This window comes from Aromatoleum toluvorans (assembly GCF_012910905.1).
Taxonomy (GTDB): domain Bacteria; phylum Pseudomonadota; class Gammaproteobacteria; order Burkholderiales; family Rhodocyclaceae; genus Aromatoleum; species Aromatoleum toluvorans.
The window spans coordinates 16,971-40,860 of the sequence record NZ_WTVN01000014.1; the positions used below are offsets into that span (position 1 = coordinate 16,971).

Annotated in this window: 26 protein-coding genes and 4 tRNA genes; 6 read left to right on the plus strand and 24 right to left on the minus strand. The window is 65.7% G+C overall.

Translation table 11 applies throughout. The features are described 5' to 3' along the window. Positions 1-11: 11 nt before the first annotated feature. The 6 genes from iscU to GPA22_RS10685 all read right to left on the minus strand — a co-directional run bounded on the left by iscU (position 12) and on the right by GPA22_RS10685 (position 4,949). The gene (iscU, locus tag GPA22_RS10660; RefSeq protein WP_169256059.1) at positions 12-395 is read right to left on the minus strand and encodes a Fe-S cluster assembly scaffold IscU; all 384 of its coding nucleotides are present in this window, start codon (positions 393-395) and stop codon (positions 12-14) included. Positions 396-418: 23 nt separating this feature from the next. Next, entirely contained in the window at positions 419-1,630 is a 1,212-nt protein-coding gene (locus GPA22_RS10665) for an IscS subfamily cysteine desulfurase (protein ID WP_169256060.1), read from the minus strand. 25 nt (positions 1,631-1,655) lie between these two features. Beyond that, positions 1,656-2,807, minus strand: a complete 1,152-nt coding sequence (locus tag GPA22_RS10670; protein ID WP_169256061.1) for an aminotransferase class V-fold PLP-dependent enzyme — start codon at positions 2,805-2,807, stop codon at positions 1,656-1,658. Positions 2,808-2,824: 17 nt separating this feature from the next. Continuing rightward, complete coding sequence (iscR, locus tag GPA22_RS10675; protein WP_169256062.1) at positions 2,825-3,307, minus strand: Fe-S cluster assembly transcriptional regulator IscR; 483 nt, start codon at positions 3,305-3,307, stop codon at positions 2,825-2,827. A gap of 104 nt (positions 3,308-3,411) precedes the next feature. Further along, positions 3,412-4,179, minus strand: coding sequence for a serine O-acetyltransferase (gene cysE, locus GPA22_RS10680; protein ID WP_169256063.1), 768 nt, complete (start codon positions 4,177-4,179; stop codon positions 3,412-3,414). A gap of 41 nt (positions 4,180-4,220) precedes the next feature. Continuing rightward, positions 4,221-4,949 (minus strand): RNA methyltransferase, encoded by a 729-nt coding sequence (locus GPA22_RS10685; protein WP_169256064.1) that lies wholly within the window; start codon positions 4,947-4,949, stop codon positions 4,221-4,223. Positions 4,950-5,026: 77 nt separating this feature from the next. Between GPA22_RS10685 and GPA22_RS10690 the strand changes: the two genes are divergently transcribed. The 6 genes from GPA22_RS10690 (at position 5,027) to GPA22_RS10715 (ending at position 9,496) form a co-directional block, all read left to right on the plus strand. Beyond that, positions 5,027-5,833 carry an inositol monophosphatase family protein gene (locus GPA22_RS10690; RefSeq protein ID WP_169256065.1) on the plus strand — a complete coding sequence of 269 codons (807 nt, stop codon included), beginning with the start codon at positions 5,027-5,029 and terminating at the stop codon, positions 5,831-5,833. A 124-nt stretch (positions 5,834-5,957) separates the two neighbouring features. Next, positions 5,958-7,853: a DEAD/DEAH box helicase gene (locus GPA22_RS10695; protein WP_169256066.1), complete on the plus strand. Its 1,896-nt coding sequence runs from the start codon at positions 5,958-5,960 to the stop codon at positions 7,851-7,853. 60 nt (positions 7,854-7,913) lie between these two features. Further along, positions 7,914-7,989: transfer RNA gene (locus GPA22_RS10700), tRNA-Gly, on the plus strand. 69 nt (positions 7,990-8,058) lie between these two features. Beyond that, positions 8,059-8,132, plus strand: a tRNA-Cys gene (locus tag GPA22_RS10705). Between the two features lie 9 nt (positions 8,133-8,141). Then, positions 8,142-8,217 (plus strand) — tRNA-Gly (locus tag GPA22_RS10710). A gap of 61 nt (positions 8,218-8,278) precedes the next feature. After that, positions 8,279-9,496 (plus strand): alkaline phosphatase family protein, encoded by a 1,218-nt coding sequence (locus GPA22_RS10715; protein ID WP_169256067.1) that lies wholly within the window; start codon positions 8,279-8,281, stop codon positions 9,494-9,496. A 20-nt stretch (positions 9,497-9,516) separates the two neighbouring features. Here GPA22_RS10715 and GPA22_RS10720 read toward each other — a convergent pair whose 3' ends face one another. From GPA22_RS10720 to GPA22_RS10805, 18 genes are all read right to left on the minus strand, one after another. After that, on the minus strand, positions 9,517-9,972 hold the full coding sequence (locus tag GPA22_RS10720) for a DUF1178 family protein (RefSeq protein ID WP_169256068.1): 456 nt from the start codon (positions 9,970-9,972) through the stop codon (positions 9,517-9,519). 51 nt (positions 9,973-10,023) lie between these two features. Beyond that, positions 10,024-10,107, minus strand: a tRNA-Leu gene (locus GPA22_RS10725). 59 nt (positions 10,108-10,166) lie between these two features. Beyond that, positions 10,167-10,742 carry a CDP-diacylglycerol--glycerol-3-phosphate 3-phosphatidyltransferase gene (gene pgsA / locus GPA22_RS10730; RefSeq protein WP_169256069.1) on the minus strand — a complete coding sequence of 192 codons (576 nt, stop codon included), beginning with the start codon at positions 10,740-10,742 and terminating at the stop codon, positions 10,167-10,169. Positions 10,743-10,774: 32 nt separating this feature from the next. Beyond that, entirely contained in the window at positions 10,775-12,586 is a 1,812-nt protein-coding gene (uvrC, locus tag GPA22_RS10735; protein ID WP_169256070.1) for an excinuclease ABC subunit UvrC, read from the minus strand. Between the two features lie 6 nt (positions 12,587-12,592). Then, a complete protein-coding gene (gene nagZ / locus GPA22_RS10740; RefSeq protein ID WP_169256071.1) occupies positions 12,593-13,660 on the minus strand; it encodes a beta-N-acetylhexosaminidase in 1,068 nt (355 codons plus the stop codon). Beyond that, a complete protein-coding gene (acpS, locus tag GPA22_RS10745) occupies positions 13,657-14,040 on the minus strand; it encodes a holo-ACP synthase (RefSeq protein ID WP_169256072.1) in 384 nt (127 codons plus the stop codon). Before acpS ends, nagZ begins: the two co-directional genes overlap by 4 nt. A 10-nt stretch (positions 14,041-14,050) precedes the next feature. Beyond that, positions 14,051-14,806 (minus strand): pyridoxine 5'-phosphate synthase, encoded by a 756-nt coding sequence (locus tag GPA22_RS10750; RefSeq protein WP_169256073.1) that lies wholly within the window; start codon positions 14,804-14,806, stop codon positions 14,051-14,053. Then, positions 14,803-15,525, minus strand: coding sequence for a DNA repair protein RecO (recO, locus tag GPA22_RS10755; protein ID WP_169256074.1), 723 nt, complete (start codon positions 15,523-15,525; stop codon positions 14,803-14,805). The genes GPA22_RS10750 and recO overlap by 4 nt, the downstream gene beginning before the upstream one ends. A 21-nt stretch (positions 15,526-15,546) precedes the next feature. Beyond that, positions 15,547-16,473, minus strand: coding sequence for a GTPase Era (gene era, locus GPA22_RS10760; RefSeq protein WP_169256075.1), 927 nt, complete (start codon positions 16,471-16,473; stop codon positions 15,547-15,549). Then, a complete protein-coding gene (gene rnc, locus GPA22_RS10765) occupies positions 16,470-17,147 on the minus strand; it encodes a ribonuclease III (RefSeq protein WP_169256076.1) in 678 nt (225 codons plus the stop codon). Before rnc ends, era begins: the two co-directional genes overlap by 4 nt. Continuing rightward, complete coding sequence (locus tag GPA22_RS10770) at positions 17,147-17,512, minus strand: DUF4845 domain-containing protein (RefSeq protein ID WP_169256077.1); 366 nt, start codon at positions 17,510-17,512, stop codon at positions 17,147-17,149. The genes rnc and GPA22_RS10770 overlap by 1 nt, the downstream gene beginning before the upstream one ends. Before the next feature lie 12 nt (positions 17,513-17,524). Next, entirely contained in the window at positions 17,525-18,313 is a 789-nt protein-coding gene (gene lepB, locus GPA22_RS10775) for a signal peptidase I (protein ID WP_169256078.1), read from the minus strand. A gap of 42 nt (positions 18,314-18,355) precedes the next feature. Beyond that, positions 18,356-20,152 (minus strand): translation elongation factor 4, encoded by a 1,797-nt coding sequence (gene lepA, locus GPA22_RS10780; RefSeq protein WP_169256079.1) that lies wholly within the window; start codon positions 20,150-20,152, stop codon positions 18,356-18,358. Between the two features lie 54 nt (positions 20,153-20,206). Beyond that, on the minus strand, positions 20,207-20,446 hold the full coding sequence (locus GPA22_RS10785) for a glutaredoxin family protein (RefSeq protein WP_169256141.1): 240 nt from the start codon (positions 20,444-20,446) through the stop codon (positions 20,207-20,209). Positions 20,447-20,469: 23 nt separating this feature from the next. Continuing rightward, the gene (locus GPA22_RS10790) at positions 20,470-21,894 is read right to left on the minus strand and encodes a DegQ family serine endoprotease (protein WP_169256080.1); all 1,425 of its coding nucleotides are present in this window, start codon (positions 21,892-21,894) and stop codon (positions 20,470-20,472) included. After that, positions 21,891-22,364 carry a SoxR reducing system RseC family protein gene (locus tag GPA22_RS10795; RefSeq protein ID WP_169256081.1) on the minus strand — a complete coding sequence of 158 codons (474 nt, stop codon included), beginning with the start codon at positions 22,362-22,364 and terminating at the stop codon, positions 21,891-21,893. Before GPA22_RS10795 ends, GPA22_RS10790 begins: the two co-directional genes overlap by 4 nt. Beyond that, positions 22,361-23,326, minus strand: coding sequence for a MucB/RseB C-terminal domain-containing protein (locus GPA22_RS10800; protein ID WP_169256082.1), 966 nt, complete (start codon positions 23,324-23,326; stop codon positions 22,361-22,363). The genes GPA22_RS10795 and GPA22_RS10800 overlap by 4 nt, the downstream gene beginning before the upstream one ends. Then, positions 23,323-23,883 (minus strand): sigma-E factor negative regulatory protein, encoded by a 561-nt coding sequence (locus GPA22_RS10805; protein ID WP_169256083.1) that lies wholly within the window; start codon positions 23,881-23,883, stop codon positions 23,323-23,325. Before GPA22_RS10805 ends, GPA22_RS10800 begins: the two co-directional genes overlap by 4 nt. Positions 23,884-23,890 lie beyond the last annotated feature (7 nt).

Consider the following 23,890-nt stretch of genomic DNA (forward strand, 5'->3'; position numbering starts at 1 on the left):
GCCTCCCGATGTCAGCCTTCGTGCTTCTTTTTATAGTCCGCCACTGCCGCCTTGATCGCGTCTTCCGCGAGGATCGAGCAGTGGATTTTAACCGGCGGCAGCGCAAGCTCCTCGGCGATCTGGGTGTTCTTGATCTCGAGCGCCTGTTCGACGGTCTTGCCCTTGACCCACTCGGTCACGAGCGAGCTCGACGCGATCGCCGAGCCACAGCCGTAGGTCTTGAACTTCGCATCCTCGATGACGCCGTCCTTGCCCACCTTGATCTGCAGCTTCATCACGTCGCCACAGGCCGGCGCGCCGACCATGCCGGTGCCCACGCCTTCGTCGTCCTTCGCGAACGCGCCGACGTTGCGGGGATTCTCGTAGTGATCGAGCACTTTTTCGCTGTATGCCATTTTCGTTCTCCTGTCTCAAGTGCTCAGTGGGCTGCCCACTGCACGGTATTCAGATCGACGCCTTCCTGCACCATTTCCCACAGCGGCGACAGTTCGCGCAGCTTGCCGATCTTCTCGTGCAGCAGACGGATCGCGTAATCGACTTCCTCTTCGGTCGTGAAGCGGCCGATCGTGAAGCGGATCGAGCTGTGCGCCAACTCGTCGTTGCGCCCCAGCGCGCGCAGCACGTAGGACGGCTCCAGGCTCGCCGACGTACAGGCCGAGCCGCTCGACACCGCGATGTCCTTGACCGCCATGATCAGCGATTCGCCCTCGACATAGGCGAAGGAGATGTTGAGGTTGTGCGGAACGCGCTGCTCGAGGTCACCGTTCACATAGGTCGCATCGATGTCCTGCAGGCCCTTCAGCAGGCGGTCGCGCAGCATGCGGATACGCTCGTTCTCGACTTTCATCTCCTCGCGCGCGATGCGGAAGGCCTCGCCCATGCCGACGATCTGGTGGGTCGCCAGCGTGCCCGAACGCAGGCCACGCTCGTGGCCGCCGCCGTGCATCTGCGCCTCGAGGCGAGCGCGCGGCTTGCGGCGCACGTAGAGCGCGCCAATGCCCTTCGGGCCGTAGGTCTTGTGCGCCGAGAAGGACATCAGGTCGACCTTCAGCGTCTGCAGGTCGATCTCCACCTTGCCCGTCGCCTGCGCGGCATCGACGTGGAAAGTGATGCCCTTCTCGCGGCAGATCTCGCCGATCTCGGCGATCGGCTGGATCACGCCGATCTCGTTATTCACGAACATCACCGACACGAGGATCGTGTCCGGGCGCAGCGCGTCCCTGAACGCCGCCAGATCGATCAGGCCGTTCTCCTGCACGTCGAGATAGGTCGCCTCGAAGCCCTGGCGCTCGAGCTCGCGGAAGGTGTCGAGCACGGCCTTGTGCTCGGTCTTCACCGTGATGATGTGCTTGCCCTTGCCCTTGTAGAACTGCGCGGCGCCCTTGATCGCGAGGTTGTTCGACTCGGTCGCGCCCGACGTCCACACGATTTCCTTCGCGTCCGCATTGACCAGCGCGGCGATCTGCTCGCGCGCGTCCTCGACTGCCTTCTCCGCTTCCCAGCCGTAGGCATGCGAGCGGCTCGCCGGGTTGCCGAAATGCTCGGTGAGCCACGGAATCATCGCCTGCGCGACGCGCGGATCGACCGGCGTTGTGGCGGAGTAATCCAGGTAGATCGGGAACTTCAGCATCGGTATTCCTCCGTCGGTCGTTCGATTATTGGACCGCCACTGCGGTCAGGTTATTCAGTTCGGCGATTTGCCGGCTCAGGCAGGCCAGGAAATCGAGCACGTCGTTCTCGCGCGTATCGCGTCCCAGGCTGACCCGCACGGCACCGCGCGCGATCTCGCGCTCGACGCCCATCGCGAGCAGGGTGTGCGATGGCTCCGGATTCGCGCTCGAACACGCGGAACCGCTCGCGCATGCAAACCCGGCGCGATCGAGCCTGGCCACCAGCGTTTCGCCGTCCAGCCCCTGGGCGGCGAAGAATACGGTATTCGGCAGGCGCGGCACGCCGGCGGAAAAAATCCGCATGCCGTGCCCGGCCAATCCCGCCTCGAGACGATCGCGCAGCGCGGACAAGCGCGCATTTTCCTCGGACACGCGCGCCGCCGCCAGTTCACAGGCGAGGCCGAAGCCGACGATCGCCGCCACGTTCTCGGTGCCGGAGCGCAAACCGCGCTCCTGCCCGCCGCCGGCGAGCAGCGGCGCAAGCTCCAGCCGCTTGTCGACCACCAAGGCACCCGCGCCCAGCGGACCACCCACCTTGTGCGCCGACAGCGTCATCGCACTGACACCCAATGCGCGAAAATCAACGCCGATTTTGCCCAGGGCCTGCACCGCGTCGGTGTGGAACCAGGCGCCCGCTTCCCTCGCTTCCCGCGCCAGCGTCGCGACATCCTGCAGCACACCGGTCTCGTTGTTCGCGAGCATCACCGACACGAGCGCCGGCTTTGCCGCCAGCACGGCTTGCCAGTCGGAACTCTTGACCAGCCCCGTACGGTCCACCGCGATCTCGCGCACCGTCCAGTCGGCGCGCCGCAACTGCCTCGCCGGCTCGCGCACACAGGGATGCTCGATCGCACTGATCGCGATCAGCCCGGGCTTCGTCAGGCCCGCAGCCCCCTTCACGAACAGGTTGTTCGCTTCGGTACCGCCGCTCGTGAAGATCACTTCGGTCGCGTGCGCGCCAACCGCCGCCGCCACCTTGGCGCGCGCCTCGTCGATTGCCGCACGCGCCTGCCGGCCATATTCATGCCGGCTCGACGCATTCCCGAAGCGGCTGCCCAGCCACGGCAGCATCGCCTCGCGCACAGCCGGATCGAGCGGCGCGGTAGCGTTCCAGTCGAGATAGACGGGGGTGAACACGCTGACGCGATCCCGTGTCAGGCCGCAGCCGCCTCGCGCATCGCGACCATCGCGCGCCGGCGCACGTCCTTGAGCACGCTCATGTCCGGATCCGGCTTGATCTCGCGATGGACCAGCGCATTCAACGTCACCGAGTCGAGATACTCGTACATGCGCTTGTTGAGGTTCGCCCACAGATCGTGGGTCAGGCAGCGATGCTCGTCCTGACAGTTCTGTTTCCCGCCGCACTGCGTCGCGTCGAGCGGCTCATCCACCGCGACGATGATGTCGGCGACGGTGATGCGCGACATGTCGCGCGCCAGCCGATAGCCGCCGCCCGGGCCCCGCACACTGGAGACCAGCTTGTGACGACGCAGCTTGCCGAACAGCTGTTCGAGATACGACAGCGAGATCTTCTGCCGGTCGGCAATACCCGCCAGCGTCACCGGACCTTCACCCTGGCGCGACGCCAGATCGATCATGGCGGTGACGGCAAATCGTCCTTTGGTCGTCAGTCTCATGTTGGAGCTCCTTCTATCGCGGAGATTCTCGCCCGGGAAAATACCCGAACGTTTCGCTCAACTATACGGAGCCCGACAAAATCAGTCAACTACTCGGATGTCACTCAATCAACCATCTTCGATAGGCGTTGCGCGTCGAATTCGTCGCTCTTCTCGATCGTCGCATCGAGGCTGAAACCCGCCTTCTCGAGCCGCTCGACCAGCAACTGGATGCGGCGATCGGTCTCCACCGCATGATCGAGCAAGCCATGCAGCGCTTTCGTCAGCGGATCATCCATCTGCTTCGTCACGCCATAGGCCGAGAACCCCATCTGCTCGGCCTTCTGCTCGCGCGCACGGTCACGCGCGTTGTCGCGATCCGGTTCGATGACGCGCGCCGGGTTGCCCACGGCGGTCGCGCCCGCAGGCACCGGCTTCACGACGACGGCATTGGAGCCGACGCGCGCGCCATCGCCAACCGTGAACCCGCCCAGCACCTTGGCGCCCGCACCGATCACGACGCCCTTCCCCAGCGTCGGGTGGCGCTTGGTGCCGCGATAGAGCGAGGTGCCGCCCAGCGTCACCGCCTGGTAGATCGTGCAATCGTCGCCGATCTCGGCCGTCTCGCCGATCACCACGCCCATGCCGTGATCGATGAAGACCCGCCTGCCGATCGTGGCCCCCGGGTGGATCTCGATCCCGGTGAGGAAACGGCTGACGTGGCTGACGAAACGCCCGACCCAGTAGAACCCGCGCGTCCATGCCGCATGCGCGAAGCGGTGCAGGAACAGCGCGTGCACGCCGGGGTAGCAGGTCAGCACTTCCCAGGTCGAGCGGGCGGCGGGGTCGCGTTCGCGAACGCTGGCCAGATCTTCGCGCAGGCGGCTGAACATGAATGATTGCTCCGGTGTCCGAATGTCAATTCCCGACGATTTTAGTCAGCTTTGCGCTCAAACGCACTAATAATGCCGCGAAGGATGTTTACTTCCTCTTTTTCGAGCCGGACGCGACCGAACAGGCGCCGCAACCGCTGCAGCAGGCGCTTCGGATTGGCCGGATCGTAGAAACCGCTGGCCGTCATCGCCCTTTCCAGATGGCGATGGAAACCTTCCACGTCCTCGAACGGGGCCAGGTCCGGCAGCGGCTCCGCGGGCGGCACCGGGTCCAGCGCCGTCATCCGCAGCTCGTAGCACAGCAACTGCACCGCAGCGCCGAGATTGAGCGACGAAAAAGCCGGGTTGGCCGGAATCGTCACCGGCATCGAGCAGAGCCCGACCTCGTCGTTCGTGAGCCCGCTCGTTTCGTTGCCGAACACCAGCGCAACCTCGCCCTTACCGGCGAACGACACCAGCTCCGGAGCGGCCTCGCGCGCGTTGCGCACCGGCACCGAGCGCTCGCGCCGTCGTGCCGTGACGGCGGCCGACAGGATCGTGCCTTCGAGCGCCTCCTCCAGCGAGCCGACAACCCGCGCGGCCGCCAGGAGATCGCCGGCCCCGGACGCGCGCGCGTCCGCCACCGGATCGGGGAAGGAGGAAGGTTCGACCAGCCACAGCCGGCTCAGCCCCATCGTCTTCATCGCGCGCGCAGCGGCGCCGATGTTGCCGGGATGGCTGGTACGGGAAAGTACGATACGGATGCGGTCGAGCGCGATGGCGCCGTTCATATTAAAATACTTCGTTTTATTGGAATTCTTCCGAGCGGGGCGCTCACCGGCCCCCGACTCCAGCGAGACCGACGCGCATGCACCCCACCCTCAACATCGCAGTGAAAGCCGCCCGCCGCGCGGGCTCCATCATCAATCGCGCCTCGCTGCAGCTGGACCAGGTGTCGGTCCAGGCGAAGTCTCCGAACGATTTCGTCACCGAGGTCGACCAGGCTGCCGAAGCCGCCATCATCGAGGTCCTGCGCGAAGCATACCCGGAGCACGGCATTCTAGCAGAGGAGTCCGGCGTGTCCGCCGAGTCGTCCGACAGCGATTACCAGTGGATCATCGATCCGATCGACGGCACGACGAACTTCATCCACGGCTTCCCCCAGTATGCGATCTCGATCGCCCTGGCGAAAGGCGGCGTGCTCGAGCAGGCCGTCATCTATGACGTCACGCGCAACGAACTCTTCACGGCCACCAAGGGCCGCGGCGCATTCCTCAACGACCGCCGCATCCGCGTCTCGAAGCGCGTCCGCCTGAACGAATCGCTGATCGGCACGGGTTTCCCGTTCCGCGAATTCGACAACGTCGACGCCTACCTCGGGATGTTCAAGGACCTCACGCAGAAAACCGCCGGCATCCGCCGCCCGGGCGCGGCGTCGCTCGACCTGGCCTACGTCGCCTGCGGCCGTCTCGACGGCTTCTGGGAAATGGGGCTGCAACCCTGGGACATGGCGGCCGGCGTGCTGCTGATCCAGGAAGCAGGCGGACTCGTCAGCGATCTGGCCGGCGAAGCGGCCTTCATGGAAACCGGCAACGTCGTCGCCGGCACGCCGAAGATCTTCGGCCAGCTGCTGCCCATCCTCCAGGCCCACCGCACCGCAACGCTGCGCGCCTGAACGGGCCCACGCGGACCGGGCAATCCGGTCCGCATTCGCGGGCCGTCGACGCCACTCCGGGCGAATTCGGTACGATGCACGCACAGCCGGTACGTCCCTCCATCTTCCCCACTCTCGGACGCCCATGAATCCCACCGTCGAATCCTTTGCCCAGCTCGAGCTGAGCCCCGCGATCCTCGAAGCCCTGGCCGGCATCGGATACGAGACCCCGTCGCCCATCCAGGCGGCCTGCATTCCGCACCTGCTCGCGGGCGACGACCTGCTGGGCGAAGCCCAGACCGGAACCGGCAAGACGGCGGCGTTCGCCCTGCCCCTGCTCGACCGCCTCGACCTCGCCGTGCGGCAGCCCCAGGTCCTCGTGCTCACGCCCACGCGGGAACTCGCCATCCAGGTCGCCGAGGCGTTCCAGCGTTACGCGAAGAACCTGCCCGGCTTCCACGTGTTGCCGATCTACGGCGGCCAGAGCATGGTCGTGCAGCTGCGCCAGCTGAGCCGCGGCGCGCATGTCGTCGTCGGCACCCCGGGGCGCGTCATGGACCACATCGAGCGCCGCAGCCTCAACCTCGACGGTCTCAGGACCCTCGTGCTCGACGAGGCCGACGAGATGCTGCGCATGGGCTTCATCGACGATGTCGAGTGGATCCTCGAGCACGTACCAGTCGAACGGCAGACGGCCCTGTTCTCCGCAACAATGCCCGACGCGATCCGGCGCGTCGCGCACCGCTACCTGCGCGAGCCGCGGGAGGTGAAGATCAAGGCCGCGACGGCGACGGTGACTACCATTCGTCAGCGTTTCTGTCAGATCGCGGTCGCGCACAAGCTCGACGCGCTCACGCGCATCCTCGAGGTCGAGGAAGACTTCGATGCCGCCATCGTGTTCGTGCGCACCAAGACCGCGACCGTCGAGCTTGCCGAGAAGCTCGAGGCGCGCGGCTACGCAGCGGCGGCACTGAACGGCGACATGACCCAGCAGCTGCGCGAACGCGTGATCGAGCAGCTCAAGGGCGGCAGCCTCGACATCGTCGTCGCGACCGACGTGGCCGCACGCGGCCTGGACGTGCCGCGCATCAGCCATGTCATCAACTTCGACATTCCGTACGACACCGAGGCCTACGTCCACCGCATCGGCCGCACCGGACGCGCGGGCCGCACCGGCACCGCCATCCTCTTCGTCGCACCGCGCGAGGCGCGCATGCTGAAGGTCATCGAGCGGGCGACGCGCCAGCCGATCGAACCGCTGCAGCTGCCATCGCGCGAAGCCGTCGCGGACAAGCGGGTTGCCGCCTTCCGCCAGCAGGTCGCCACCGTGCTCGAATCCGAGGACCTCGACTTCTTCCACGAGGTCGTCGCCGGCATGGAAGACAGCCACGATGCCGACATCCACGACATCGCCGCCGCGCTCGCCTTCCTCGCGCAACGCGAACGCCCCCTGCAACTGCCTGGCAGCGGACCGGACATCGCGATGCAATCGGCTCCGCGCCCGGAGCGCCCGCCGCGCGAGAACCGCGACGCGATCCTCCAGCGTCGGCGCGAGTTCTCCGACGGCCACCTGCAGCGCTACCGCATCGAGGTCGGCCGCAACCAGCAGGCAACCCCCAAGGACATCGTCGGCGCGATCGCAAACGAGGCCGGCATCGAGAGCCGCTTCATCGGCCAGATCAACCTGTACGAGGATTACAGCACCGTAGAGCTGCCGAGCGATTTGCCGCAGGACGTGCTCGAGATCCTGCGCCGCGTGCGCGTCCGGCAGCGTCAGCTCAACATCCGCGCGCTCGACCACGACGAGGCGCAGCGCGACGCGGCCCGCCCGCGGCCCGGCCCCGGCCCGCGCTTCGGCTCGAAGCCCGATCACCGTCGCGAAGACGCCCCCCGCAAGCCTTTCGCGAAGCCTTGGGACAAGCCTGCAGGCAAGCCGACCGGCGATCGCCCGCATGCGGACAAATCCTTCCACGGCGAGCGCCGCGACACGCGTGGCACGGGCTTCAAGCCGGGGAAGAAAAAGCCGCCGCGCGATCGCTGAAGACAAAATGACCAAAGGCAGTTGACGCCGCCAAAATACGACCTATAATGGCGGTCTTTCGCGGGAATAGCTCAGTTGGTAGAGCGCAACCTTGCCAAGGTTGAGGTCGCGAGTTCGAGACTCGTTTCCCGCTCCAGATTCTCGGAAAGGCTCCGTAAAGCCTTTCCTCCGATCGAGACGCATCGGAAAGTCAGTCCAGACAAGTGGCGCGATAGCAAAGCGGTTATGCACCGGATTGCAAATCCGTGTAGGTCGGTTCGACTCCGGCTCGCGCCTCCAGAAGTACACGCGGGAATAGCTCAGTTGGTAGAGCGCAACCTTGCCAAGGTTGAGGTCGCGAGTTCGAGACTCGTTTCCCGCTCCAGCATTTGACAAAGGGAAGGTGCGGATGCACCTTCCCTTTTTGTCTTTGCAGAGTACCCGCCATGCCCCGCGTCCGTCACCCCGATTTTTCCGATCCGGGAAGGATCGCTCTCCCGCAGCACGCCGTGCTCCCGGATTACCGTGACGGCGGCCTGTTCGCCCTGATCCGACAAATCCGCGACTATCTTGACGGCCGACCGTGGCAGCCGCCCGGGGCGCCCGCCACCGCCTCTCGTGTCGATACAGCCCCGCGCAAGCTTGTCTTCATCCTGATAGACGGCCTGGGCGACATGTTCCTGCAGCGCACCGGCACAAACGGCGCACTGCTCGCACACCGCACCGGCCGGCTCACCTCGGTGTTCCCGAGCACCACCGCGAGCGCCGTCACGACGACGATGACCGGCCTCGCACCAGCCCGCCACGGATTGACCGGGTGGTTCATCCGCGACCGACGCTTCGGCGGCGTCATCGCGCCGCTGCCGACCATGCGCCGTGATCGCTCCCCGCTCAGGACACCCCTCGCCCTGCCCCGCCTGTTTTCCTACCGCACGCTCTTCCAGCGACGCAAACACCCGTCGGTCTTCATCTCGCCCCGCGATCTCGCGTTTTCGCCTTACTCGTCCCGTCACAGCCGCGGCGCCGAAACGGTCGCGTACAAGGGCCTGCAAGGGATGATCGACGCCATCGTCGGGACGATCGCCGCGAGCGGGACCGGGCGGATGCTGGTGCACGCCTACTATCCGACTTTCGACGGCCTCAGCCACGCCTACGGCTGCAATTCCAACGAAGTCGTCACGCACTTCGGGCGCATCGATGCTGCGTTCAACCAGCTCATCGACCGGCTCCAGGGCAGCAATACGGATATCGTCCTGACCGCCGACCACGGTTTCATCGACTCGCCTCCCGAATGCGCGATGGACCTCGACACGCTGCCCGGTTTGCACGGCATGCTCGCGGCACCATTGTTCGGCGAGCGGCGCGCGACCTTCTGCGCCGTGCGCCAGGGCGCCGATCGGGACTTCGAGCAGATGGCGCGTGAATGCCTGGCAGGCAAGGCCACCGTGTCGCGCTCGGCCGACCTGATCGGCTTCGGCCTATTCGGCCCGGGGAGGCCGCATCCGCGGCTGCAGGAACGGGTCGGCAGCCATGCGCTGCTGATGGAGCCGGGCTGGACGCTACGCGACCACGTCGCGGGCGAGCAGGAACACGCGATGATCGGTGTTCACGGCGGGCTCTCCGCCGACGAAATGTGGATTCCCCTGGTCGAGGCGCACTGCTGAATCGCTGCCGGCACCCCGGCTCAGTGCAGATCCTCGTCCGCCGGCAACGGCAGCACGGCAATGCCCTCGTCGAGCAATTCGCCGACATCGTCGCGCGTCGCACGGCCACGGATATTGCGCGCCTGGCTCTCGCCGTGATGAATGCGGCGCGCCTCGTCGGCAAAACGGTCGCCCACATCCTCGGATTCGCGCCCCAGGCGACGGAGCATCGCCATGGCGGCCGCCACGACATCCGGCTCGGCCGCAACCGGAGCGGGCCGGCTCATCGCGGGCTGAGTCGGCGCCACCCGATCGCGCACCGGCGCCGAGGCGCCGGTGTTCACGTAGGGCGCGGAGGGGCGGCGCGAGATGGTCGTCGACCCGCACACCGGACAGGAGACCAGTCCCCGCTCGCGCTGGTCCTCGAAAGCTGTGGACGAAGCGAACCACCCCTCGAAGAGGTGCTCATGCTCGCAGCTGAGGTCGAGAACGATCACGTGAACTTCCGGAGTCGGACAAATGTGAGACGGACACGTGCCGACGCGTTGTGGTGCCGGGAACGGGACTCGAACCCGTACGCCAAGGGCCGCAGATTTTAAGTCTGCTGTGTCTACCGATTTCACCATCCCGGCCCGCGAGGGCTGGGCATTCTACCGTGCGCCGCCGCCCCTGCCCAGCATCGGCGGACACACTATTTGTTCCCTTCGTTCGCCAGATGGGGCATTGCACGATGCAGGTAGTACCCCATCGACCACAGGGTCAAGGCCGCCGCCACATAGATCAGCACCTCGCCAACCACCCTGACGTTCAGGTGCAGCAAGGGTGCGTCGTACAGCAGGAGCGGGATCGCGGTCATCTGCGCCGCAGTCTTCAGCTTGCCGACGAAGGCGACGGCGACGCCTGCGGACGCCCCGATGCGGGCCATCCACTCCCGCAGCGCGGAGATCGTGATCTCGCGCCCGATGATGACGACGGCGATCACTGAATCCACGCGCGCCAGCTGGACGAGCAGGATCAGCGCCGCCGCCACCATCAGCTTGTCGGCGACAGGATCGAGAAAGGCGCCGAAAGCGGAGGTCTGGTTCAGCGCGCGCGCCAGATAACCGTCGAACCAGTCGGTGACTGCCGCGACGATGAAGATCAGTGTCGCGGCGAGGTTCTTTTCCTGCAGATCAGCCCACCTTTCCGGAAGGTAAAAGACGCCGACAAAGAGCGGTATCAGCGCGATGCGCGCCCAGGTCAGCGAGTTCGGAATGTTGATCTGCATCGAGAAAATGAAAGAAATGCGACAACTGCATGTCAATGCAGGGCATTGTATATCGCTTCGGCGAGCTTTCGGCTCACGCCATCGACGCGGCATAGATCCTCGACCGTCGCGGCGCGCACGCCGTCGAGTCCGCCGAAGGTCGCGAGCAGGTTGCGGCGGCGGGTCGCACCGACGCCCGGGATGTCTTCCAGCCGCGACCCGATGCGTGCCTTGGCCCGGCGCGCGCGGTGGCCGGTGATCGCGAAACGGTGTGCCTCGTCGCGGATTTCCTGGATCAGGTGCAGGGCCGGATGATCCGATGCGAGATTCAGCGGCGTCCGCCCGTCGGGGAAGATCAGCGTCTCGAGGCCCGGCTTGCGCTCCTCGCCCTTCGCGACACCGACCATCGCGATGGACTCCAGTCCGACCTCGGTCAGCACCGCCAGGGCCGAACTGACCTGCCCCTTGCCGCCGTCGATCAGGATCAGGTCCGGACACAGCCCTTCGCCGGCCGCGACCTTGCCGTAGCGGCGCTCGAGCACCTGCCGCATCGCCGCGAAGTCGTCGCCGCCGGTGATGCCCGCGATGTTGTAACGGCGGTACTCCGAATTCTTCATCGCGCCATCGACGCACACGACGCACGAGGCGACCGTCGCCTCGCCCATCGTGTGGCTGATGTCGAAGCATTCGATGCGCCGGGGCGCCTCGGGCAGATTTAGCGCGTCGCGCAGCGCCTCCAGGCGCGCCTCGCTGCGCCCGGTGTCGCGCGCGCGGGCGAGGATCGCGAGCCGTGCGTTGTTCTCCGCCATCTCCATCCACGCCTTTTCCGCCGCATTGCGCGGCACGACCAGCCCGCCCGGCTTGTCGCTGATCTCGGTCATCAAGGCCTTCACCGGTTCCAGCGGAACGTTGAGCAGCACCCGCGCCGGCATGCCGTGGTCCCGATAGTGCTGCTCGACAAAGGCGAGGGCACCGTCGAGCGCACCGCAGCCCGCTGCCGCACTCGGAAACTGGGGGCGATCGCCGAGATGCCGTCCGCCGCGCACCATCGCGATATTCACGCAGGTCAGCCCCCCCTCCTCGACCGCAGCGATGATATCGACATCCTCGTCCTTGCGGCTATCGACATATTGGCGCTGCAGCACTGCCTGCAGCACGCGCACCTGATCGCGGATCGCGGCCGCCTCCTCGAACGCGAGGCGCTCGGCGGCGGCATGCATGCGCACGGTCAGGTCGTCGATGACTTCGGAGGCGCGCCCGTCGAGGAAGCGTGCCGCGAGCTTCACGTCGGCGGCGTAGTCGTCACTGTCGATCAGGCCCACGCACGGCGCGGTGCAGCGCTTGATCTGATGCAGCAGGCAGGGACGCGAGCGGTTCTGGAAGACCGAGTTCTCGCAGGTGCGCAGCTGGAAGGTCTTCTGCAGCAGGTGGATGCTTTCGCGCACGGCCCAGGCGTTGGGAAACGGCCCGAAGTAGCGCGCGCCTTTCGTGAACGCACCGCGATGGTAGGCGAGGCGCGGGAACCCGTCGGCGGACAGTTCGATGTAAGGGTAGGACTTGTCGTCGCGAAACAGGATGTTGTAGCGCGGCGCGAGGCTCTTGATGAGGTTGTTCTCGAGGATCAGTGCCTCGGCCTCGGAGCGCGTCGCTGTCACGTCGACGCGCTGGATCTGCGCCACCATCATCGCGATGCGCGGGCTGGGCTGCGTGCGCTGGAAATAGCTCGACACCCGCCGCTTGAGATTCTTGGCCTTGCCGACGTAGAGCACCCGCTCCTCGGCGCCGATCATGCGATAGACACCGGGCTCCTCGGGTACGGTCTTCAGGAAGGCCTTGGCGTCGAAAGGCGCCGCGGAGTCGGTCATGGTGGCTCAGGCGGTCTCTTCCGGGATCTCCGCGACGATCCCGCGCGCCTGCTGATAGACCGGGCTCAGTTCGAGCGCGAAGGCATCCGGGAACTGCGGACGGGCACGCAAGGCCTCGATACGCGCCCGGCTTTCCGGCTGCACGTCCGGTACCCAGCGATCCAGCAGATCCGCGGCCAGATCGGGGCGGTTGCACACCAGCACCATGTCGCAACCTGCCGCATGGGCCGCCTTCGCGCGCGCGAGGATGTCACCGGCAACCGCCGCCCCCTCCATCGTCAGGTCGTCACTGAACACCACGCCCTTGAAACCGACACGTCCGCGCAGCACGTCCTGCAGCCAGAAACGCGAGAAGCCCGCCGGATTCGGATCGACCTTCGTATAGATCACGTGCGCCGGCATCACGCCGGAGAGCTGCCGGCCGATGCGATGCCGATACGGAACGATGTCCTCGTTCCAGATCGCGTCGAAGTCGCGCTCGTCGACGGGGATTTCCAGATGCGAGTCGGCTTCCACGAAACCATGTCCGGGAAAATGCTTGCCCACACAGCCCATCCCCGCCTCGGCCATGCCCGCGGCCAGCGCCTGGGCAAGCGTCGCGGCGACCTGCGGATCGCGGTGGAAGGAACGGTCCCCGATCACCCGGCTGCCGCCGTAGTCGAGGTCCAGCACCGGCGCGAAGCTGAGATCGACACCGTGGGCCAGCAACTCGGCAGCAAGGACGAAGCCGACCGAGCGCGCAGCATCGAGCGCGGCGACATGGTCCTGCGCCCACAATTGCCCCAGCCGACGCATCGACGGCAGGCGCGTGAACCCATCGGTGCGAAAACGCTGCACCCGGCCGCCTTCGTGATCGACCGCGATCACCAGCGCCGGGTCGCGCAGCGCATGAATGTCCGCGGTCAGCGCCGAGAGCTGCTCGCAGCCGGTGAAATTGCGCGCGAACAGGATCACGCCGCCCACCAGCGGATCGCACAGGCGCTCGCGCTCCTCGTCCGTCAGGGTCGTCCCCGCGACGTCGAGCATCACCGGTCCGAGAGGCAGGCGGATCTTGTTTTCAACAGTGGAGTTCATGGTTTCTCGATCAGCGCAAACGCGACGACATAGTCGGCTTCGTCGCTCAGGCTCAGATGGGCGGTGAGGCCACGCTCCCGCATGTAGGCGGCAAGCCCGTCATCGAACAGGTAGACCGGCTTGCCGAGCTCATCGTGCCCGACCCTCACCGCGTGAAGCGTTGCCGGCACGGCGACGCCGGTCCCCAAGGCCTTGCCGAACGCTTCCTTGGCAGCGAATCGCTTGGCAAGGAAGCGCGCCGGATCCCGGCTGGCCCCGAACCCCGCCCGCTCTCCGTCGCCTTCGGCGAGGATGCGCGCGGCGAAGCGATCGCCATGCCGCTCCAGGGCGGCCTTCAGGCGCGCAACGTGAACGATGTCCGTGCCGATTCCGTGAATCATCCGGCGAAGCTCAGCTGCCCTGCCCGGCTGCCTCGCGCATCAGCCGTTTCATCTCCCGAACGGCCTCGCGCATGCCGGCGAACACCGCACGGCTGACGATCGAGTGGCCGATGTGCAGTTCGCGCACGCCCGCAAGCCGCGCGATCGGCTGCACGTTGTAATAGTTCAGGGCGTGACCGGCATTGAAGCGCATCCCCAGTCCGCGGATCGCCTCCCCCGCCTCGCGGACCTTCGCGATCTCCGCGAGCACGGATGCACTCTCGGCGTCCCTTCCGGCATTGTGGAAGGCATGTGCATAAGGCCCGGTATGGATCTCGCACACCTGCGCCCCGATCCGCGCAGCGGCCTCCACCTGTGCGATCTCGGCATCGATGAACACGCTCGTGACGATCCCGGCGTCCGCCAGACGGCCGACCACGTCCTTCAGGCGCGACTCCTGCGCGACCACGTCGAGGCCCCCTTCGGTCGTCACTTCGTGCCGACCTTCAGGTACCAGCATCGCCATCTCGGGCTTGAGCCGACACGCGATCCCGACCATTTCGTCCGTCGCGGCCATCTCCAGGTTCAGCTTGACCTGCGTGAGCTCGCGCAAGCGGCGCACGTCCTCGTCCTGGATATGACGCCGATCCTCGCGCAGATGAACGGTAATGCCGTCCGCGCCCCCGAGGTGCGCCTCCACGGCCGCCCACACCGGGTCCGGCTCCCAGGTACGGCGCGCCTGACGCAGCGTCGCCACATGGTCGATATTCACGCCGAGTTCGATCACAGCTCCAGCAACTCCTTAAGAACCCGGCGCGACTGCAAGGTCTGCCCGCCGAGGTAATGATTGATCAGCATCCGAAGCAGCGCCTTGCTCTGCGCCAGCGTTTCCGCGCGCGAGAAATCGTCGTGCTCCAGGTCGAGCAGGGTCTGCCCGCTCACCGACGGCAGATCGCCCGTCCCGCCGGGCATCCGCACCGGACCGCGCTCGATTATATAGACGTAGTCCTCGCCGGGCTCGACGGACTCGCCCGAGTCGCTGTCGGTATCCAGGCCGATTCCGTAGCCGAGCTCGCGCAGCAACGCGAGTTCGAATCGGCGCAGCACCGGCTCCTGGGGCTCATTGCGCGCCAGAATCGCGATCGCCCGTGCATAGGCGTCGAACAGGGCGGGATGCGGATCCTCGCGCGGCGTCAGGCGCACGAGCAATTCGTTCAGGTAATAGCCGCACATCAGCGCACGACCGGTCAGCAGCGGCTGCCCGCCGCAGCGTTCGGCGCGCACCAGCGTCTTGACCTCGCCGCCGCCGGACCAGTCGAGCAGGAGCGGCTGAAACGCCATTATGACGCCACGCAGGGCCGACAGCGGGCGCCGCGCCCCCTTCGCGACCAGCGCGATGCGCCCGTGATCGCGCGAGAACGCCTCGACGATGAGGCTCGTCTCGCGCCAGGGATGCGTATGCAGGACGAAGCCGGGCTGCTGGTCTACGCGCTGCTTCTGGCTCACGGGAACACGCGCCCGCAGGCCTTACTCGTAGCCCAGGCTCTTGAGCGCACGCTCGTCGTCGGCCCAGCCGCTCTTGACCTTGACCCACACCTCGAGGAAGACCTTGCCGTCGAACAGTTGCTCGAGTTCCACGCGCGCTTCCGAGGCGATGCGCTTGAGCTGCTCGCCGCCCCTGCCGATGACGATCGCCTTATGGCTGGCGCGATCGACCACGACCGCGGCATGGATACGCCGCAGGCTTCCTTCGGTCTCGAACTTCTCCACTTCCACCGCAATGCCGTAAGGCAGTTCGTCGCCGAGCAGCCGGAACAGCTTCTCGCGCAGGAACTCCGCCGCGAGAAAGCGCTCGCTGCGGTCGGTGATCTCGTCCTCGCCGTACATCGGCGCGCCCTCGGGCAGCAGAGGCGTCACCGCCTTCAGAAGCTGCTCGACGTTGGTCCCTCTTTCGGCACTGAGCGGCACGACCTCGGTAAAGGGATGGACGTCCTTGACGCGCGCAATGAAGGGCAGCAACTGGGTCTTGTCGGCGAGCCGGTCGACCTTGTTGATCACCAGCACGACCTTCCCCTCGCGCGGTAGCACCTCGACCACCTTGCGGTCGTCCTCGCCGAAGCGACCCGCCTCGATCACGAAGAGCACGAGATCCACGTCGGCGAGCACCTGCGACACCGTGCGGTTCATCGAACGGTTGAGTGCATTGCGATGCTTGGTCTGGAAGCCCGGCGTGTCGACGAAGACGAACTGCGCCTGCGCGTTGGTCAGGATGCCGGTCACGCGGTGCCGTGTCGTCTGCGCCTTGCGCGACACGATGCTGATCTTCTGTCCGATCAGGCGATTCAACAGCGTCGATTTGCCGACATTGGGGCGACCGACGATGGCGACGAACCCCGTGCGGAATCCCTCGGGCGTTGCTGCCGCCCCGTTCTCGGCGTGTGCATCCAGATTCATGACTTCCTCAACTGCGCCAGCGCGTTCTCGGCCGACTGCTGCTCGGCGGCGCGACGGCTCGTGCCGCGCCCGGTGGTACGGATCTTCAGCGCGTTGACCTCGCACGTGACTTCGAATTCCTGCGCATGCGCCTCGCCATGCACTTTCACGGTCGTGTAGGTCGGCAGCGGCAGCCTGCGCCCCTGAAGGTGTTCCTGCAACGCGGTCTTCGGGTCCTTCGACGCGACCTGCGGATCGATTGCCGCAATGAGCGGGGCATACAGGCGATCGATCACCGCCTTCGCGGCATCGAAACCGCGATCCAGGAAGACCGCCGCGAACGTGGCCTCCAGCGCATCGGCCAGGATCGATGGGCGCCGGAAACCGCCGCTCTTCAGCTCTCCTTCGCCGAGACGCAGGTATTCGCCCAGATCGAGCTCACGCGCGATCCGATGCAGGCCGTCCTGGCACACGAGCGAGGCGCGCAGGCGCGACATCTCTCCTTCGCGCAGCTCGCCGAAGCGTTCGAACAGCGCTATCGCCACCACGCAGTTCAGGATGCTGTCGCCCAGAAACTCCAGCCGCTCGTTGTTAGGCAAGCCGAAGCTGCGGTGCGTGAGTGCCTGCTCCAGCAGCGAAGGGTCGCCGAATTGATGCCCGATGAGACGCTGGAGCCGATCCAGATTGACTATCACTATCGTCCGGTCGAAGACGCCTGGAAATCGATCAACAGGCTGACATTGGCGACCACCGGAACCTTGCGAGCGTACTCGACATCGATCACGACCTTGTTGCTTTCCTTCCGGATGTCGAGATCCGCACCGGTGACCGTCACCACGTCATCGATCTGACCGCGGCGCTCGAAGCTCCTGCGCATGTCGGCGATCGATGCACCCCCGTCGCCCTCGTCGGCCACCTTCTTGATGATGCGCTGGATCGCGAGGTACTCGTTCACCGCGGGAACGGCACGGAAGCCGATCAGCAGCACGAAACCCAGCAGACCGCCCACAATCAGTACGCTGATCGGGCTCATGCCCTTCTGCCATTTCCTCATCCGCATGCCATCTCCGTATCAGTGGAATCCGCCAATCCGTTTCATGTCATTGAAGTTGAACCAGATGAAGAACGCCCTGCCGACGATGTTCTCATCCGGAACGAAACCCCACACGCGACTGTCGCTGCTCGCGTCGCGATTGTCACCCATCACGAAGTAATGTCCTTCGGGTACGGTGCAACGCACGCCGGCCGTAGTATAGGTGCAGTTTTCGCGATGCGGATAATCGAGCACCTGCGGCACGAAGGGCGGCACGTCGCGCTCGATCAGCACCGAATGCTCCACCGCGCCGAGCTTTTCCGAGAAGCGCGGCGAGTAGTACAGGCGATCGGGATGCAGATAGTCGTCCTGCGGGGACATCGACACAGGTTCGCCGTTGACGCGCAGGCGCTTGTCGACGTATTCGATCTTGTCGCCCGGCAGGCCGACGACGCGCTTGATGTAGTCCATCGACGGATCGGCCGGATAGCGGAAGACCATCACGTCACCGCGTCTGGGCGTATTCACCTCGATGATCTTCTTGTTGATCACCGGCAGGCGGATGCCGTACGTCCACTTGTTCACCAGAATGAAGTCGCCGACCAGCAGGGTCGGAATCATCGAGCCGGACGGAATCTTGAACGGTTCGACAATGAACGAGCGCAGGCCGAATACGATCAGGATCACCGGGAAGAAGCTGGCTCCGTACTCCACCCACCACGGCGCCGGCGCCCCCGGCGCGCGGCGCTTGCGCGCGTAGAACCGGTCAATGACCCACAGGATCGCCGTCGCCACCAGCAGCAGGAACAACACCAGCGCAAAATTCACACAGACTCCGTTTCGTCGCGATTCACTGCAGCGGCGCGCCGCTCACTTGCCTTCGTCCACCCGCAGCACGGAGAGGAAGGCCTCCTGCGGAATTTCCACGTTGCCGACCTGCTTCATGCGCTTCTTGCCTTCCTTCTGCTTCTCGAGCAGCTTCTTCTTGCGGGTGATGTCACCGCCGTAGCACTTCGCGAGCACGTTCTTGCGCAGCGCCTTGATCGTTTCGCGCGCGATGATGTGCGAGCCGATCGCCGCCTGGACCGCAACGTCGAACATCTGGCGCGGAATCAGCGAGCGCAGCTTCGCCGCCACTTCACGGCCGCGGTACTGCGCCGAAGCGCGATGCACGATCACCGACAGCGCATCGACCTTCTCGCCCCCGACCATCATGTCGAGCTTCACCAGATCGGCCGCGCGATATTCCTTGAATTCGTAATCGAGCGACGCGTAGCCGCGCGACACCGATTTCAGCTTGTCGAAGAAGTCCATGACGACTTCGTTCATCGGCAGATCGTAGATCAGCTGCACCTGGCGGCCGTGGTAGCGCATATCCACCTGCACGCCACGCTTCAGGTTGCACAGCGTGATGACCGGACCGACATAATCCTGCGGCATGAAGATGGTCGCCGTGATGATCGGTTCGCGGATCTCGGCGATCTTCGACAGGTCGGGAAGCTTCGAAGGATTCTCGACGTGGATCACTTCGCCGCTGTTCATCACCACTTCGTACACCACGGTCGGCGCCGTGGTGATCAGGTTCATGTCGAACTCGCGTTCGAGACGCTCCTGCACGATGTCCATGTGCAGCAAGCCGAGAAAGCCGCAACGGAAGCCGAACCCGAGCGCCTGCGAAACCTCGGGCTCGAACTGCAGCGAAGCATCGTTGAGGCGCAGCTTCTCCAGCGAATCGCGCAACTGGTCGTACTCGCTCGACTCGACCGGATACAGGCCTGCGAACACCTGCGGCTTGATCTCCTTGAAGCCCGGTAGCGGCTCGGCCGCCGGCCGGCTCGCGAGCGTCACGGTGTCGCCGACCTTGGCCGCCTGCAGTTCCTTGATGCCGGCGATGATGAAGCCCACCTCGCCCGCCGACAGCTCGCTGCGCGCAACCGAGCGCGGCGTGAACACGCCAACCTGGTCGCACGGATACTGCGCCCCCGTGGCCATCAGCAGGATGCGGTCCTTCGGCCGCAGCACCCCGTCGACGACGCGTACCAGCATCACGACGCCGACGTAGTTGTCGAACCACGAGTCGATGATCAGCGCCTTCAACGGCGCAGCCGGATCGCCCTTGGGCGGCGGCACGCGACGCACCACCGTCTCGAGCACATCCTCGATGCCGAGACCGGTCTTGGCCGAACACAGGACCGCCTCCGACGCATCGACGCCGATGACGTCCTCGATCTCCTGGCGCGCATTGTCGGGATCCGCCGCAGGCAGGTCGATCTTGTTGAGGACGGGAACGACCTCGACCTCCTGCTCGATGGCCGTGTAGCAGTTCGCCACCGTCTGCGCCTCGACGCCCTGCGACGCATCGACCACCAGCAGCGCCCCCTCGCAGGCCGACAGCGATCGGCTGACTTCGTACGAGAAGTCGACGTGTCCCGGCGTGTCGATCAGGTTCAGGTTATAGACCTGCCCGTCCTTCGCCTTGTATTGCAGGGCGGCGGTCTGCGCCTTGATCGTGATCCCGCGCTCGCGCTCGAGGTCCATCGAATCGAGCACCTGCTCCTCCATCTCGCGGTCCGACAGGCCGCCGCAATAGTGGATGAGCCGATCGGCCAGCGTGGACTTGCCGTGATCGATGTGGGCGATGATGGAAAAATTTCTGATGTGTTGCATGCGCCAACAAAAGAAAGGTGCCATGCGGCACCCAGGATGAATCGGTTGAATCGGCTAAGCCGCGGATTCTAGCGGAAAACGCCCGCAATAGGCACGGATCGCCGCCTCGTCCAGATGGTAGTGACACAGTTCCGTGTCTCCGGCCAGGACCACCGGGACCAGTTCGTCCCACCTCGCCTCCAGTTGCGGATCGGCATCCACGTCGAGGACGCGAACCGCCCATCCGAGTTCGGCGGCGAGCGGCTGCAACTGTCCGACGAGGTCGTGGCACAGGTGACACCACTCGCGGCTCATCACGGTAAATTCGCGCGCGCCACTCACTCGCCCGCCCTCAGGGTCACATAACTCGTCCCGGTACCCCGGTGCACCAGCAATGTCACCTGTTGGCCGTCCTTCACTTCGGCAGCCAAGCGAGAGAAACCCTCGACCGTCTTCAAGGCGACCTGCCGCCCGCTCATGACGACTGCAAGAACGATGTCGCCGGGCTGCAGGTCGGCCCTTGCCGCGGCGCCCTGTACCCGCTCGATGACCAGCCCGTGCTCCACATTCCGCTCGCGTTTCTGTGCCGGGCTCGGAACGGCAAGCACCAGACCGAGTTTGTTCGGCGCCGGCTGCGAGCGCTCGCCCCGCCGGACGCGCGAACGCCCATCGTCAGTCCACTCGCCGACCGTGATATTGACCTCGCGCAACGCACCGTTCCGGTACAGGGACAGGCTGACCTGCGTCCCCGGTCGACTCGAGGACACGATCCGCGGCAGGTCGCTGGACTCCTCGACGGCCTTGCCGGCAAAACGCACGATCACGTCACCCTGCTCGATACCGGCTTTCGCCGCCGGCCCGCCGGACTCGACGGCACTGACGAGCGCGCCTTCCGCACGCGGCAGCGCGAAGCTCTCGGCGAGCGAGCGGGTCACTTCCTGAATCGCGACGCCGATGCGGCCGCGCTGCACACGCCCGCTGGCCTTGAGCTGGTTCTGGATCTCCATCGCGAGATTGATCGGAATCGCGAACGACAGCCCCATGAATCCGCCCGTCTGGCTGTAGATCTGCGAGTTGATCCCGACGACCTCGCCCCTCAGGTTGAACAGCGGCCCGCCCGAGTTGCCGGGGTTGATCGCCACATCCGTCTGGATGAAGGGCACGAAATTCTCGTCGGGGAGACTGCGTCCCTTGGCACTGACGATGCCCGCCGTCACGGAATGGTCGAACCCGAAGGGCGAGCCGATCGCGACCACCCATTCGCCGACCTGGAGCTTGTCGGGGTCGCCGATCGTCAGGCGCGGCAGGTCGGTCGCATCGATCTTGATCAGCGCGACATCGGAGCGCGCGTCCGCCCCCACCACGCGCGCACGGAACTCGCGTTTATCGACCAGGCGAACGATGATCTCGTCCGCCTCGGCGACGACATGCGCATTGGTCAGGATGTAGCCGTCCGCGCTGACGATGAAGCCGGAACCCAACGACTTGTTGTCCGGATCGATACGGGGATGCTCGGGTTTGCGCGGAACAAAGCGCTTGAAGAAGTCGAACATCGGGTCGTCGGGACTCAGCCCCGGGAACCCCGGTCCACCCGCCTTTCCGGCCTGCGCAGCACTGATATTCACGACCGCCGCGCCATGCCGTTGTACAAGCTGCGTGAAATCAGGCAGCGCGATCAGGCTCCCGACCGCCTCGGCCGCCGGCACGACAAACACGCACGCCAGCGCGAAGATGCAGGCACGGCCAAAACGGAGCAGTGTCATTCCCGCTCCGCGCGAGTCGGGCCGCAACGAACACTACCGCGCAGCATCTCGATTTCGAACCCGCTGCGCAGCGTTCGGCTGCGAAACGCCATGCGATTGACCGCAAAGGCCACGGCGAGGCCGATAACGCCGCCCGCCGCCGCAGCCAGATCTTCGCCTCCGCCCTGTGCCAACGCGGTGCCGAGAGCCGCGCCAATCAGCAGCAGGCTTGCGGACAAGCCGTAACCCATCAATGCCCCCCGCAGCGGCGCACCATCGTCCATGCGCAGGCGCACCAACTCGCCCGGCTCGGCATGGATCGGATTGGGAATCGAAAACACCGCGTTCGGCGCCTTGAAAGCATACGCGAGCCCCGTCGAACGACATCCGCCGGGTTCGTCGCACCGCCCGCAACCGCCGGCCCGCTCGGTGAGGCGAACCCACGCGCGATCGCCCTCCACGCGTTCGACCACGCCCTGCGCCTCGTTCATCGCACCACCGGCTCGACCGCATCACCCAGGCGCTGGACCGCGCGCAACGGCACCTCGCCCAACGCCGTCACGAGATGCTGCCCCACGACGCGCTTGTAGATATTGATCGCACCACTGGCGAACGGTCCCAGTTCCGCACGCGATCCGTCATTGGGCTCGATGAACACCGAAATCGACGCCAGCCCGTCGCTATACACCATGTGCAGCGCCTCGCCGCGGTCACGTCCGAGCGGCCTGCGCATCACCGACATGAGCGCGAAGCCGTTCAAGGGCGCATTCAGCACCCAGCCGCTCTCTTCCTTGCGCACCTCCACGCCGTTGGCCTGCACGATGCGCCAGTCGCTGTGCTTCACATTGCGCGGGCGAAAGGCGTCGCTGCCGATCTCCCCGCCGATCTTCACGTCACTGAAAGTGAATTGTTCGACGATCTCGCCGCGCTCATCAATCGTGCGTGCCTTGAGCAGCAATCCGGACTGCAATTCGGCCCATAGCTGATAGCCAAAGCGCAGATCGTCCTTCGGCTCGAGAATGATCTGCTGCGCATCCAGCCCAGCCACACGGCCTACATTGCCTTTGCGGATGCGGTAGTTCTCGGCCAGGCCACCGAACGCAACGGGCAGCCGCGAAGGAAACGCACGGCGGGTGCCGGGACGGTCGACGATGACCGTCTTCTGGTCCGGCAGAACGCATCGCACTTCGCTGTTGCTGCGGATCACCTCGCGCGGACTGCCATCGAGGACTTCGAGCCGCTCATGCTCGCCGTTGGCATCACTCATGTGGACGATGCGCGAGGTCTCGAAATTTTTGCCCGACTGATAGATGAAGGTGCCCGAATAGTTGAGGCGCTGGCCCGCGGTCGCCACGCGCCCCAGCCAGGACAGGGGGTCACCCAGGGATTCCGCAAACGCCGGCGCCTGCATCAATGCTGCGCAGACCGCCAGGACAGCCGACAGACGAGTCATCGACCACTGTCCTGGCCGACATCGGAGACGGTGCGCACGTGCTGGATCACGCCCGAGATCGGCCCGCCACCGGACATCGCCTGATGGACGAAGAGATATTCGCGAGTCGGGTCGACGACCGCGGCAGGCGTCGGAGCAACCGCGACCGGTCTCACCGCTACGGGACTGACAACCACCGGAGCCCGCGCAACCGCGATCGCCCTGCCCGTCCCGGGCCCCTGATCGCTGTACAGCGCGTGCGCAACCCATCCGACCGCAGCCACTCCCATCAGCGAGGCGGCCAGCGGCATCAACGAACGCCACGCGCGCCCGTTTTCAGGAACAGGAACCGCCCGTACCGGCGGGGCGAGCAGCGTCGGCTCATCGTCGATGCCCGCCATCACGCGCCCGATAAAACCGGCGCTACCGTGACGGTCGCCGCGCAGCACGTCACCGATCACGCAATACGCCTCCCAGTCGGTGCGCAACGAGGGATCGCGCCGCATCGATTCGAACACCGGGTGCGCCGCCTGCTCGTCGAGATCACCATCCAGAAGTGCCGACAATTTGTCCTTCATGAGTACC